2 protein-coding genes (1 of these 2 only partly in view) are annotated in these 14,937 nt (G+C 68.4%); both read left to right on the forward strand.

Translation table 11 applies throughout. The features are described 5' to 3' along the window. Window positions 1-11,781: a non-ribosomal peptide synthase/polyketide synthase gene (locus WMF44_RS13575; protein ID WP_437299545.1), complete on the forward strand. Its 11,781-nt coding sequence runs from the start codon at window positions 1-3 to the stop codon at window positions 11,779-11,781. Continuing rightward, on the forward strand, window positions 11,778-14,937 hold the beginning of the coding sequence (locus WMF44_RS13580; RefSeq protein WP_437299546.1) for an amino acid adenylation domain-containing protein. It continues 3,389 nt past the right edge of the window; only the first 3,160 of its 6,549 coding nucleotides appear in the window; it begins with the start codon at window positions 11,778-11,780; its stop codon lies beyond the right edge, outside the window. The genes WMF44_RS13575 and WMF44_RS13580 overlap by 4 nt, the downstream gene beginning before the upstream one ends.

Below are 14,937 nucleotides of genomic sequence, written 5' to 3' on the forward strand. Positions count from 1 at the left end.
GTGGCGCCGGGGAAAATGTCTATGGATGCTTGTACGCGTGCTGAAAATTTCGTCGAGCTGCTCGCCGAGCGGGCGAGCGTCCACCCGGAGCGGGTCGCGCTGCGCTTCCTCACCGACGGGGAGAGCGCGAGCGAGGTGCTCACCTACAGGGAGCTCCACGAGCGGGCCTGCGCCATCGCGGCTCGTCTTCAGTCGCTGGCGCCGGCCGGGGAACGCGCGCTGCTCCTGTATCCGAGCAGCGCGGACTACGTCACGGCGTTCCTCGGCTGCCTCTATGCGGGGATGATCGCGGTGCCGGCGTACCCGCCGGAGTCGATGCAGCAGCAGCAGCTCGCCCGGCTGATGGCGGTCATCCGCGACGCCGCGCCGCGCTTCATCCTGACCGAGCGTGGCCTGCTGGAGCCCCTGCGGTCGCTGGGTCAGCACGTGCCCCGCGCGTCGTCGATCGAGCTCGTCTCGACGGATGACATCCCGACGTCCGACGCAACGGCGTGGCGCATGCCGTCCTTGCGCAAGGGGAGCATCGCCTTCCTGCAGTACACGTCCGGATCCACCTCCGCGCCGAAGGGCGTCATGGTGGGGCACGACAACCTGATCGCCAACGAGCGCTCGATCCGCGAGGCGTTCATGATGGACGACAGCGACGTCGTCGTGAGCTGGCTGCCGCTGTTCCACGACATGGGCCTGATCGGCACGCTGCTGCAACCGCTGTTCAGCGGGCTGTCGATGGTGCTGATGGCGCCGCAACGCTTCATCGAGCGGCCCATCCGCTGGTTGCAGGCGATCTCGACGTACGGCGGCAGCGTCAGCGGCGGGCCGGACTTCGCGTACCGGCTGTGCGTCGAGCGGATAAAGCCCGGCATGCTCGATGGGCTGGATTTGCGGTCATGGCGGCTCGCGTTCTCGGGGGCCGAGCCGGTGCGAGCCAGCACGCTGCGGGCGTTCTCCGAGAGGTTCGCGGGCGTGGGGTTCGACGCGCGGGCGCTGTACCCGTGTTACGGACTGGCGGAGGCGACGCTCATCGTCGCGGGGGTACGGCGCGGCGACGGCGTGACGTCGACGTCGTTCGACGCGCGTGGGCTCGCGAAGGACGTCGCGATCCCGGCGGACGGCGAGCGCGAAATCGTCGCCTGCGGCAAGGCGCAGTCGCTGCACGAGATCGTCATCGTCGAGCCTGACACAGGCCGCGCCCTCGAGCCCGGGCGCATCGGTGAGATCCAGGTATCCGGCCCGAGCGTGGCGCACGGCTACTGGCAGAACGCCGACGCCACGCAGCGGACCTTCACGAGCAGGGAGGGCCGCGTCTACCTGCGCACCGGAGATCTCGGCTTCCAGCACGAGGGCAGCCTCTTCATCACGGGTCGGTTGAAGGACCTCATCATCGTGCGCGGACACAACCTCTACCCTCAGGACCTCGAGAGGACCGTCGAGGATCAGGTGGAGGTGGTGCGCGCAGGGCGGGTCGCCGCGTTCTCCGTCGAGGTCGACGGGCAAGAGGGAATCGGCGTCGCAGCCGAGGTGAGCCGCCGTGCTCAGAAGCTGATCCAGCCGGAGGCGGTGTGCCGCGCCATCAACGAGGCGGTGGCGCAGGAGCACGGCGAGGCGGTCAGCGTCGTCCTGCTGTTGAACCCAGGGAGCTTGCCGATCACGTCGAGCGGCAAGCTCCGGCGAGCGGCGTGCCGCGCAGGGTGGGAGAAGAGCTCGCTGGACGCGTTCGCGGTGTACGAGCGCGGGAGCGTGCGGGGAATGACCGGCGGCGCGGGCGAGGTCGTCGCCGGGACAGCCGACGTGCAGTCCGAGACGGAGCGGCGCCTGTCGGACATCTGGCGCGACGTCCTCAAGGCGCCGGTCGTCCGGAGCGACGACACGCTCTTCTCGCTGGGAGGCAACTCCCTGTCTGCCGCGCAGATGCTCGCGCGCATCAACGAGGCGTTCGGCGTCCAGGTGGCGCTGCGGGCGTTGTTCGAGGCGCCGTCGCTCAAGGCGCTCGCGCGGGTCATCGAGCGATATCGGGCAGAGGGACGGCAGAGCGGACCCGAGCCGATCCCGCGCGTGGAGCGCGACGGCCGGATGCCGCTGTCCCACGGGGAGCGGCGCCTCTGGTTTTTATGGCAGCTCGATCCCAAGAGCACCGCATACACCGTCGCCGGGGCGCTGAGGCTCTCCGGGGAGCTCGACGTCCACTTCGTCAAGCGGGCGTTTCAAACCATCGTCGCTCGCCATGAGACGTTGAGGACGACGTTCCGGCAAGACGAAGGGCGAGCCTACCGCGTGATCGGCGACGCCACGGAGCTCGACGTCCCCGTGGTGGATCTCCAGCACGAGCCGGCGGGCGAGCGGGCGGCGCTCGCGCGCGCGCTCCTGACGCGAGAGCTCGAGGACGGCTTCGATCTGGAGCGGGGGCCGCTCGTGCGGGTGAAGCTGCTGCGGCTGACGGAGCGCGAGCACGTGCTCCTCACGGTCGTTCACCACATCGTGTCCGACGGATGGTCGATGAACGTGCTGGCACGGGAGTTCGTGGACCTGTACGGCGCGTACCAGAGCCGCCGTGAGCCGGAGCTGCCGAGCCTGTCGGTCCAGTACGCCGATTATGCCGTCTGGCAGCGAACATGGCTGGAGTCCGGAGAGCTCGAACGCCAGCTCGCCTACTGGAAGAGGCAGCTCGGCGACGAGCATCCGGTGCTGGAGCTCTCGCCTCGCCCCCGGCCTCCCGCGCTGAGCCATCGGGGCGCGACGATCCGCTTCGAGATCGACGCGAGGGTGGCCGCTCGCCTCAGGGAGCTCGCGCTCGCGCGGAACGCGACGCTCTTCATGGTGTTGCTCTCGGCGTTCAAGGTGCTGCTCGCGCGGCACTCCGGGCAGACCGAGGTTCGCGTCGGCGTCCCGAGCGCCAACCGGAGCCGCCTGGAGACGGAGCGGCTCATCGGGTTCTTCGTCAACACCCACGTGCTCCGGACCCATGTGCATGGCGGCGTGCGCTTCGACCTCCTCTTGGAGCAGGTGAAGGAGGCCTGGCTGGGCGCGGAGGCGCATCAGGACGTGCCCTTCGAGAAGCTGGTGGAAGCGTTGAATCCGGAGCGCAGCCTGAGCCATAACCCTTTGTTCCAGGTGATGTTCAATCACCAGAGGCTCGACGACGCCGCGCTGGGGGAGCTCGCCGGGCTTCGCATCGAGAGGCTGGAGCGCCCCGATACGGCGACGCAGTTCGACCTCTCGCTCGACACGTCGGAAGAGGGCGATCGACTGAAGGGAACCGTGACGTACAGCACGGATCTATTCCACCACGACGAGGTCGCGCGGATGGTGCAACGCTGGATGCACCTGCTCCAGGCGATCGGGGAGGACCCTGGCGCGCGCGTCGGGCAGCTCTCGATGCTGGGCGAATCGGAGCGCTCGGACGTCCTCGTGACGTGGAACGCGACACGGCTGGAGTACCCGAGGGACCGCTGCCTTCACGAGCTCATCGAGGAGCAGGCCGGGCGCAGCCCGAGGGCGGTGGCGGTGTCGTACGAAGACGACGTCTTGAGCTATGCGGAGCTGAACGCGCGAGCAAATCAGCTGGCGAGAAAGCTGCGCGAGCTCGGCGTGGGCCCGGACTCGCTGGTGGGCATCCACATGGAGCGGTCGCTCGACCTCGTGGTCGGCCTGCTCGGGATCTTGAAGGCGGGCGGAGCGTATGTGCCGCTGGACCCCGAGTACCCGGCGGACCGGCTCGCGTACATGGTGAAGGAGGCGCGACCGAAGGTGGTTCTGACGCAGGAGCGACTCCTCGGAGAGGTGCCGACCTCTGGAGCGCTTGCGTGGTGCGTCGACCGGGACTTTCGCGAGGTGGCGGGCTACGGCGCGGAGAACCTCGCGAGCGTCACGCACCCGGAGAACCTGGCCTATTGCATCTACACGTCGGGCTCGACGGGCAAGCCGAAGGGCGTGGCCGTATGTCACCGCGGGGTCGTCAACTTCCTGAGCACGATGAAGGAGAGCCCCGGTATCGGCTCGAGCGACTGCGTCCTCGGGCTGACCTCGCTGTCGTTCGACATCGCGGGGCTGGAGCTTTACCTGCCGCTCCTCGTGGGCGCGCGGATCGCGCTGGTGGGGCGCGCTGTCGCGTCGGACGCCGAAGCGCTGCTCGATCGCGTGCAGCGGCAGGCCGTCACGGTCATGCAGGCGACGCCGGCGACGTGGCGGATGCTGAGCCAGTCACCTGGATTCGCGGCGATGCCGAGGTGCAAGGTGCTGTGCGGAGGGGAAGCCTTGCCACCGGATCTGGCGAAGGAGCTCACGCGAAAGGCGGATCGCATCTGGAACCTGTACGGTCCGACGGAGACGACGATCTGGTCGTCGCGTCACGAGCTCGACGGGGAGGACGCAGAGCCGCTCGTCGGACGGCCCGTCGGAAACACGACGATCTTCTTGCTGAACGAGGTGATGGGCCCGGTGCCGGTCGGCGTGGTCGGAGAGCTCTACATCGGAGGAGACGGGCTCGCCCGCGGCTATCTGAACCGCCCGGACCTCACGGCGGAGCGCTTCGTGCCGAATCCGCTCGGCAGCGCGGCGGGAGAGCGGCTTTATCGAACCGGCGATCTGGCGCGGTACCGAGAGGACGGCGTGATCGAGTACGTAGGCAGGTGCGACCATCAGGTGAAGATCCGCGGCTACCGCATCGAGCTCGGCGAAATCGAGGCGCGGCTGGCCGCGCATGAGGCCGTCGAGGAGGCGGCGGTGCTCGCGCGGGAGGACGCACCCGGGATAAAGCGGCTCGTGGCGTACGTCGTGCCCGGTCCTGGCCTTGTCGAGTCGACCGAGGGCCGGGGGCCGCTGGAGGCGCAGCTCCGTGATCGGCTCCGGGTCGAGCTGCCGGAGTACATGGTTCCTCATCAATACGTCATCCTGGACAAGCTGCCGCTGACCGCGAACGGCAAGCTCGATCGGAAGGCGCTTCCGGCCCCGAGCGCGAGCGTGGGACAGAGGAGCTTCATCGCGCCGGAGCGCGAGATCGAGCGCGCTCTGGCGGAGCTCTGGGCGGAGATGCTCGGTGTCGAGCGAGTCGGCATGTCCGACGACTTCTTCGAGCTGGGAGGTCATTCCTTGCTCGCCACGCAGGTGACCTCGAGGGTCAAGAAGCGCTTCAACGTCGAGCTGCCGGTGCGCGCCTTGTTCGAGGCGAGGACGCTCGCTGCCTTCGTCGCGCGGTTCGAGCAGGCGACCTCGGGAGGAGCGACGAGCAGGCAACCGCCGCTGGCGCTCGTGGATCGCGGGCAGCGTCTGCCGATGTCGTACGCGCAGCAGCGCCTGTGGTTCCTGTGGCGGCTGTCGCCGCTGAGCGGCGCGTACAACATCCCGGCGGCCGTCAGGCTGACGGGCGCGCTGAACCTCGAGGCGCTGGAGAGTACGTTCACGGCGCTTGTGGCGCGGCACGAGGCGCTGCGCACCAGGTTCGAGGAGGAGGAGGGACAGGGCTACCAGGTGATCGGCGAGGCGTCCTTCGTCCAGATCCCCGTGGTCGACCTGAGCGCTCTCCCGGAGGGCGAGCGTGAGGAGCGAGCGCGACGGCTCGTAGAAGAGGACGGCGAGAAGCCGTTCGATTTGACGTGTGACTCCCTGTTGCGAGTCAAGGTGCTCCGGCTCGCGGAGCGGCAGCACGTGCTCGTCGTCACGGTACACCACATCGCTTCAGACGGCTGGTCGATGAACGTGCTGCTGGCGGAGTTCTCGCGCCTGTACGGCGCGTACAGCAAGAACGTCGAGCCGGACCTGCCGAGCCTTCCGATCCAGTATGTGGATTACGCGATCTGGCAACGGCGGTGGTTGGAATCGGGGGAGCTCGAGCGGCAGCTCGTGTACTGGAAGGGACAGCTCGGGGAGGAGCACCCGCTGCTCGCGCTGCCGACGGACCGCCCGCGGCCCGCGATTCAGAGCTACCGAGGCGCCACGTTCCGTTGCGAGATCGACGAGGCGCTGTGCGCTCGGCTCAAAGACCTCGCGCAGGAGCGGGGGGCAACGCTGTTCATGGTGCTGCTCTCCGCCTTCAGCGTGCTGCTGTGCCGCTACTCCGGGCAGAAGGAGGTCCGCGTCGGTGTGCCCAGCGCCAACCGGAATCGCGTCGAGGTCGAGCCGTTGATCGGGCTCTTCGTCAACACCCATGTATTTCAGATGCGGGTTGACCGAGCGGCGAGCTTCGAGGAGCTGCTCGAGCGGGGGAAGGAGGCGACGCTCGGCGCGCAGGCGAACCAGGACGTCCCGTTCGAGCGGCTGGTGGACGTACTGAACCCGGAGCGCAGCCTGAGCCACAACCCGCTGTTTCAGGTCCTGTACAACCACCAGAAGCACGAGCACGGGGGATTCGAGAGCATCTCCGGGCTTCGGGTCGAGAAGCTGGCGCGCCCCAGCTCCTCGACGCAGTTCGATCTGTCGCTCGACACAACGGAGGAAGGACGCGGCCTGAACGTCGCGCTGACGTACAGCACGGATCTGTTCGATGGGTCGACCATCGAGCGGATGGCGCGCCACTTCCGAAACCTCCTTCAGGGGATCGTCTCGGGCCCCAGCGTGCCTGTAGGGCAGCTCCCGCTGCTCGATGCGGTGGAGCGCTCGAACGCGCTCGTGAAGTGGAACGAGACGCAGCGCGCGTACCCTGGAGAGCGTTGCCTCCATGAGCTCATCGAGGCGCAGGTGGGGCGCACGCCGCACGCGATCGCGGTGTCGCACGAGGACAGAGCGTTGACCTACGCGGAGCTGAACGCGCGAGCCAATCGGCTGGCGAGAAGGCTGAGAGAGCTCGGGGTCGGGCCCGACGTGATGGTGGGCGTCCACGTCGAGCGCTCGCTGGAGATGGTGGTGGGCCTGCTCGGGATCTTGAAGGCAGGCGGGGCGTACGTGCCGCTCGACCCTGAGTACCCGGCGGACCGGATTTCGTACATGGTCGAGGACGCGCGGCCGAAAGTCCTGCTGACTCAGGACCGATTGGCCGGGAGAGGGCCACGCACCGAGGCTCGGGTCTGGTGCCTGGATCGGGACTGGGGCGAGGTGGACGCGTACGACGCCGGCGACCTGACGAACCTCGCGGATCCGGGGCACCTGGCGTACTGCATCTACACGTCAGGCTCGACGGGCAAGCCGAAGGGAGTGACGATCTGCCATCGTGCGTTGGTCAATTTCCTGAGCACGATGAAGGAGAGCCCTGGCATGCAGCCGGACGACCGGTGCCTCGGCTTGACCTCGCTGTCGTTCGATATCGCCGGGCTGGAGCTGTACCTGCCGCTCATCGTGGGCGCGAGGGTCGTGCTCGTGGATAGAGCGGTGGCGTCGGACGCGGAAGCGCTCCTCGAGCGGATGGAGCGCGACGCGGTCACGGTCGTGCAGGCGACGCCGGCGACATGGCGGATGCTGAGCCAGGCGCCGAGGTTCGGCGCATTGCCCCCGTGCAAGGTGCTGTGCGGCGGAGAGGCGCTGCCGGCGGATCTCGCCGATACGCTCGTGCGAAAGGCGGGGCGTGTCTGGAATGTGTACGGCCCGACGGAGACGACCATCTGGTCGTCGCGCCACATGCTCGACCTGGAGCGTCCGGAGCCGCTGCTGGGCCGGCCGATCGGCAATACAGAGATGTTCGTCCTGGATGAGGTGATGAATCCAGCGCCCGTCGGCGTGATCGGGGACCTGTACATCGGAGGGGACGGGCTGGCGCGTGGGTACTTGAATCGCCCGGAGCTGACGGCGGATCGCTTCGTGCCGAGCCCGTTCGGCAGGGGACCCGGCGACAGGTTGTATCGTACAGGAGACCTGGCGCGGTACCGGGCGGACGGCGTGATCGAGTACGTCGGCAGGAGCGATCACCAGGTGAAGATCCGCGGGTACCGGATCGAGCTCGGAGAGATCGAGGCGCGGCTCCTGGACCAGGCGGGGGTCGCGGCGGCGGGGGTCGTGGCGCGTGAGGACGTGCCTGGTCAGAAGCGGCTCGTGGCCTACGTGGTCGCGGCGGAGCCCGGGTTCGAGTCGGCGGGGAGCGCGGAGCAGGACCGGTTTCGCGAGCAGCTCCGCGCCGCGCTGAGGGCGGTGTTGCCGGAGTACATGGTCCCGCCGGTGATCGTGCTGCTCGAGGCGCTGCCGCTGACGGCGAACGGCAAGCTCGACCGGAAGCGGCTGCCCGCGCCGGACGCGAGCCAGGCGCAGCGGGACTACGTCGCGCCGAGGAGCGCGCTGGAGCGAAGCCTCTCGGAGATCTGGGGTCAGGTGCTGCGCGTCGAGCGAATCGGCGTTCATGACAATTTCTTCGAGCTGGGAGGCGACTCGATCATCGCCCTCCAGGTGGTGGGGAAGGCGAGGAGCGCCGGTATCCAGCTTACTCCGCAGGATGTTTTTCAGCACCAGACGCTGGAGTCGCTGGCCTCGGCGGCGCGCGTCGGCGAGCCCTCGACGGCTCTGCCTGACACCGCAGGTGGTGACCCGAGCTCGCACGGCGAGCGGAGCGTCGCGGACCGGCTCACGCCGTCTGATTTTCCGCTCGCGGGGCTGACGCAGCAAGAGCTCGACGCCCTGCCGGTGCCGGCCCGGGATGTCGAGGATATCTTCCCGCTGAGCCCCATGCAGCAGGGGCTCCTGCTGCACACGTTGCTCGAGCCTGGTTCTGGCATCTACCTGATGCAGGATCATTACCGGCTGAGCAGCGGCATCGACCCCGAGGCGTTCATCGCCGCCTGGGAGCGTGTGATCGAGCGCCATCCGGCGCTGCGCGCCTCCTTTGTCTGGCAGTTCGAAGGCAAGATGCTGCAGATCATCCATCGCGCTGTCACTTCGCCCGTCCTGTATCTGGACTGGCGCGAGCTGAGCGGCGAGGAGCAGGAGCGACGCTTGCACGAGCTCTTGCAGGAGGAGCGCCGGCGAGGGTTCGACCTGAGCAGGGCGCCGCTCCTCTGCATCCGGCTGATTCGCACCGGGGAGACGACCTACAACTTCGTGAACAGCTACCACCATATCCTGATCGACGATTGGTGCCGCTCGCTCCTGTTCATGAACTTCTTCACGCTGTATCAGGCGTCGCTGGAGGGGCGCCGCGCGGCCCTGCCCCGCCCCCCGCGGTTCCGGGATTTCATCGCCTGGCTGCAGCGCCAGGACGTCGGCGCGGCGCGGCGGTACTGGCGCGAGGCGCTGGAGGGCTTCGAAGCGGCGACGCCCCTCGCGATCGACAGGCCGGTACGGGACGGACAGGGCTTCTCACAGATCGCCGATCGCTTCGTGGACCTCACCGAGGAGGAGACCGCGCTTCTCCGCGCGCTCTCGCGCAAGCGTCAGCTGACGGTGAACTCGTTCGCGCAAGGCGCCTGGGCGATGCTGCTCTCCCAGTATAGCGGTCTCCGCGACGTATTGTTCGGCGTGACGGTCGCAGGACGCCCGGCCGAGATAGCCAACATCCAGGACACGATCGGGTTGTTCATCAACACGATCCCGCTCAGGGTCCGGGTGCCGCCGCTCTCCGACAAGGTCCCGGTGGCGGATTGGCTCAGGCGCTTGCAGGACCAGAACGTCGCGATGCGACAGTACGAGCATCTGCCGCTCCTGGGTATCCAGGCGTGCAGCGTCGTGCCCTACGGGCATGCGCTCTTTCAGAGCCTGTTCGTCTTCGAGAACGCGCCGCTGGACCATTCCCTGATCGAGCGGAGGACCGACTTCAGCGGCAACCGGACGCACACGAACTACCCGATCACCGTCGTCGTCGTCCCGGGTCGACGGCTGCGCCTGCAGATCTCGTACGACCAGAGGATCTTCGACGCGGATGACGTCGCCCGCATGCTGGCGCACTTTCAGCGCTTGCTGATGACCATGGCGCGGAGCCCGGACGCGGAGCTGGGCAAGCTGCCGACCGCCGCGCCCGAGGAGGCGCGCCTCCTGAAGGCGTGGAACGACACGCGGCGTGACCACCGCCTCGAGCGCGGCTTCATCGGTCTCTTCGAGGAGCAGGTCGCGCGGTCTCCGGACCGGACAGCGGCGGCCTGCGAGGGCGAGGCGCTGAGCTACGGCGAGCTCGACAGGCGCGCCAGCCGCATCGGGAATGCGCTCAGGCGAGCCGGGGTCGAGCCCGGCGAGCTCGTCGCGGTGCTCGCCGGGCGCGGGCTCGAGATGCTCTGCATGATCCTCGGGGTCTTCAAGGCAGGCGCAGCGTATCTGGCGCTGGACGACAAGCATCCTGCCGAACGGACAGCACAGATCCTGAGGCTCGCCGGAGCCTCGGTGGTCCTCAGCGACGCGCCGCACGCCGCGGCGATCGAGGCGACGGTAGCGCGTCTGTCGCCGCCACGACCGTCGATCCTCCGCCTGGAATCCGTCTCGTCGGCGGACCTCCCCGAGCGAGCGGCGGCGGCGGGCGCTGTCCCTCGAGATCAGCTCGCCTACGTGATCTTCACCTCCGGTTCCACGGGAGCTCCGAAGGGCGCGATGGTGACGAGCCAGGGCATGCTCAACAACCAGCTGAGCAAGATCCCGTTCCTCGATCTGTCCGAGGACGACGTCATCGCGCAGACCGCCTCGCAGAGCTTCGACATCTCGGTCTGGCAGTTCCTGGCGGCGCTCCTGTTCGGGGGACGCGTGGAGATCGTGCCGGACGACATCGCGCGCGATCCCGTCGCGCTCCTGGAGCATGTGCAGAAGACGGGGATCACCGTGCTCGAGAGCGTGCCGTCGCTGATCGAGGGCATGCTCCTGCAGCCGCCCGTGGCCTTGCCCCGGCTGCGCTGGATGCTTCCGACCGGTGAGGCGATGCCCCCGGAGCTGGCTCGCCTCTGGTTCGAGCGGTACCCGGATATCCCCCTGGTGAACGCCTACGGACCCGCGGAGTGCGCCGATGACGTCGCGCTGCATCGAATCGACGGACCTCCGCCGGCCGACGCGCTCCGCTTGCCGATCGGTCGCCCGACGGACAACACCCGCCTTTACGTGGTGGACGCCGCGCTGCGACCGGTCCCTGTCGGCGTGACGGGGGAGCTGTGCGTCGCCGGCGTCGGGGTCGGTCGTGGCTATCTCGGAGATCCCGCGCAGACCGCCGAGGTCTTCGTGCCCGATCCGTACGCGGAGGACGCAGGAGAGCGGCTGTACCGGACCGGCGATCTCGCGCGCTATCGCCCAGACGGCCTCCTCGAGTACGTGGGCCGCGTCGATCAGCAGGTGAAGATCCGCGGTCATCGGATCGAGCTCGGCGAGATCGAGGCGCGGCTCGTCGAGCACGACGGAGTCCGACAAGCCGCTGTGCTGGTGCGCGAGGACGCGCCCGGGGAGAAGCGGCTCGTGGGGTATCTCGTCCGCGCGGAGACCGCGGAGCCGGAGGCGCACGCGTTCCGGGAGCAGCTGCGCACATGGCTGAAAGGCGTGTTGCCGGAGTACATGGTTCCGCCGGTGTACGTGCTCCTGGATCAGCTTCCGCTGAACGCGAATGGGAAGGTGAACCGCAAGGCGCTGCCCGCGCCTGACACGCAGGACACGCAGAAGCGCTACGTGGCGCCGAGGAACGATCTGGAGCGAAGGCTCTCGGAGATCTGGTCCGAGGTGCTCGGGGTCGAGCGCGTCGGTGTCCACGACGACTTCTTCGAGCTGGGGGGCCACTCGCTCCTGGCCGTCCAGATCGCGTCGCGTGTTCGCCAGCGCCTCGCCATCGAGCTCCCCTTGAGCACGCTGTTCAAGGCGACATCGATCGCGTCGTTCGCCGAGATCATGGAGCGGGAATATGACGACTCCGATGCAGCCGCGGAGATGGCTGTGATGTCGGAGCTCTTGGAGGAGCTGGAGCAGGCCCAATGACCGAAGTCGCGAGCAGCAAGACCCGACAGATGAGAGAGATCGCCCTGCGCCTTTCGTCTCTCGCGCCCGATAAGCAGGATCTGTTTCTGATGCGCCTCGAGGAGAGGGGCATCGAGATCACCAAGCTGCCGATCGTCGCCGCGGGCAGGCCTGCGATCCTTCCGCTCTCGTATGCCCAGCGGCGCCTGTGGCTGATCGATCGGTGGAGACCAGGCACCGCGCTCTACAATCTCTCCTCCGTGCTCGTGCTGCGTGGCGAGCTCGACGTGGCGACGCTGACCCGAGCCATCGGCGCCGTCGTCGAGCGTCACGACGTGCTGAGGACGACCTTCGACGAGGTGGACGGGGAGCCGGCGCAGGTCATCGCGGCGGGCGCTTCGATCGACGTGCCCCGGATCGACCTCTCCGGATTGCCGGCGGAGGAGCGGCTCTCGCGAGCGCGCGCGCTGGCGGACGAGGCGGCGGCGGTCCCGTTCGACCTGCAGCGGGGCCCGCTGTTCAGGACGAAGCTCCTCTGCTTGTCGCCCGGCGAGCACTGGCTGGTCGTCACGATGCATCATATCGTGTCCGACGAATGGTCGAACGGGGTGCTGGCGTCCGAGCTCGCCCATGCATATCGGGCCTTCGTGCGCGGGAAGGACGCCGAGCTGCCGGAGCTCTCGATTCAGTACGCCGACTACGCGTTGTGGCAACGGCGCTGGCTGGAGGGCGCCGTGCTGGGCAAGCAGCTCGACTACTGGAAGAAGCAGCTCGGCACCGACGAGTACGCCTTGCTCCTGCCGACGGACTTTCCCCGTCCAGCGATACCGAGCCACCGGGGCGCAAACATCACGTTCGACGTTGGGAGCGCGCTCACCGGACGACTCTTCAGCTTCAGCAAGCAGCGCGGCGCGACCGTCTTCATGACGGTGCTCGCTGCGTTTCACGTGCTCCTGCATCGGACCTCGGGGCAGAGCGACATCCGGGTGGGCGTACCCACCGCGAACCGCAATCGGTCGGAGACCGAGGGGCTCGTCGGGTTCTTCGTCAACACGCAGGTGCTTCGAAGCACGGTGGTCGGCTCATCGTGCTTCGATGACTATCTGGCCTCGATCCGCAGCATGGTCGCCGAGGCCCAGAGCAACCAGGACGTGCCCTTCGAGCAGCTGGTCGAAGCCTTGCAGCCGCAACGCCGGCTCTCTCACGATCCGCTCTTCCAGGTCATGCTGTCCTGGCATCGGGAGGTCGCGGGGCATCTTCAGATCGACCACAATCTGGAGCTGATGCATGAGCCGTCGGTCGAGAGCCTCGCGAAGTTCGATCTGACGTTGCACATGACGGAGACGCCTCGCGGGCTCGTCGGCCAGTTCATCTACCGGACGGATCTCTTCAAGGAGCAGACGATCCAGCGGATGATCCAGCGGCTCAAGGTGCTGCTCGCCGACGTCGTGGAGAAGCCGACTCGCCCGATCGGCGTGCTGCGCTGGATGGACGCCGCGGAGCAGGAGCAGGCGGTCGGGCGCTGGAGCGCCGGGCCGTTTGCCGGGGAAGAAAAGGGCGTTCATGAGCTGATCGGTCGCGCGGCGGCGCTGCGCCCTGGAGCGGTGGCGCTGCGGGTCGAGGGGCGGGCGCTGAGCTACGGGGAGCTGGAGCGGAGCGCGAACCGGCTTGGCAACTGGCTGCGCGCCCGGGGGATAGGGCGCGAGGCGCGTGTCGGAGTGTGTCTTCCGCGCGGCGCGTCGCTGATCGTGGGGCTGTACGGGGTGCTGAAGAGCGGAGCGGCGTACGTGCCGATGGAGCCGACGCTGCCCGAGGCACGGCTGCGCGAGATGGTGGAGGACAGCGGGGCGCGCGTGGTGCTGGGCGAGGAGAGCGTCCGGCGGGCGCTCGCGGGGCGGGACGTGGAGGTCGTGTCGCCGGACGCGGCGGAGGTCGCCCAGGGGCCGGAGGAGGCGCTCAGCGCGGAGGTGTCGCCCGATGAGGCGGCGTACGTGATCTACACGTCGGGGTCGACGGGGCGGCCGAAGGGCGTCGTGGTGACGCACCGAGGGGTCGGGAGCTACGTGCAGGCGCTGCTGGAGCGGCTGTCGCTGCCCGAAGCGGCCAGCATGGCGATGGTGTCGACGGTGGGGGCAGATCTGGGCAATACGGTGCTGTTCGGCGCGCTGTGCTCGGGCCGCCCGCTTCACCTGCTGTCGGAAGAGCGGGTGTTCGATCCGGACGCGATGGCGGCGTACATGCATGAGCACGGGGTGGATGTGCTCAAGATCGTACCGAGCCATCTGAAGGGGTTGATGCACGCGGCGCGGCCGGAGCGCGTGCTGCCGCGGCACACGCTGGTGCTGGGCGGAGAAGCGACGCCGTGGGAGCTGGTGGAGAAGATCCAGCAGAGCGGCGGCTGCCGTATCGTCAATCACTACGGTCCGACGGAGACGACGGTGGGGGTGCTGACGCACGAGCACCGGGCGGAGCGAGCGGCGGAGAGCGTGACGCTGCCGCTGGGCCGCCCGCTGGCGAACAGCCAGGTCTACGTGCTCAGCGGCGACATGCAGCCGGTGCCGGTGGGCGTGATAGGAGAGATCTACGTCGGCGGCGCCGGCCTGGCGCGCGGGTACCTGAACCGCGCGGAGCTGACGGCGGAGCGCTTCGTGCCGAACCCGTACGGCAGCCGTGGAGAGAGGCTGTACCGGACGGGGGACCGAGCGCGCACGCTCGAGGATGGGAGCATCGAGTTCCTGGGGCGCGCCGACAACCAGGTGAAGGTGCGCGGCTACCGCGTCGAGCTCGGGGAGGTGCGCGCGGCGCTGCTCTCGGCGTCGTCCGCGGTGGCGGACGCGCATGTGCTCGTGCGCGAAGGTCAGGCGGGGAACGCGCGGCTCGTGGCGTACGTCATCGGGAAGGATGGCTATCGGGACAGCGACGCGCTTCGGGCGACGCTTGAAGCGCGGCTGCCGGAGCACATGGTGCCTGCCGAGTACGTCTGGCTGGAGAGCTTCCCGCTGACGGCGAACGGCAAGCTGGACCAGCGGGCGCTGCCCGCCCCGGGGCACGTGGAGACGCAGGTCGTGCTGCCGCGGAACGAGCTGGAGGAGAAGCTCGTCCAGATCTGGCGTGAGCTCCTGAAGGTCGAGCGCGTCGGCATCCACGACAGCTTCTTCAAGCTCGGGGGGGACTCGC

The organism is Sorangium sp. So ce426, from assembly GCF_051475585.1.
GTDB classification, from domain to species: domain Bacteria; phylum Myxococcota_A; class Polyangia; order Polyangiales; family Polyangiaceae; genus Sorangium; species Sorangium cellulosum_B.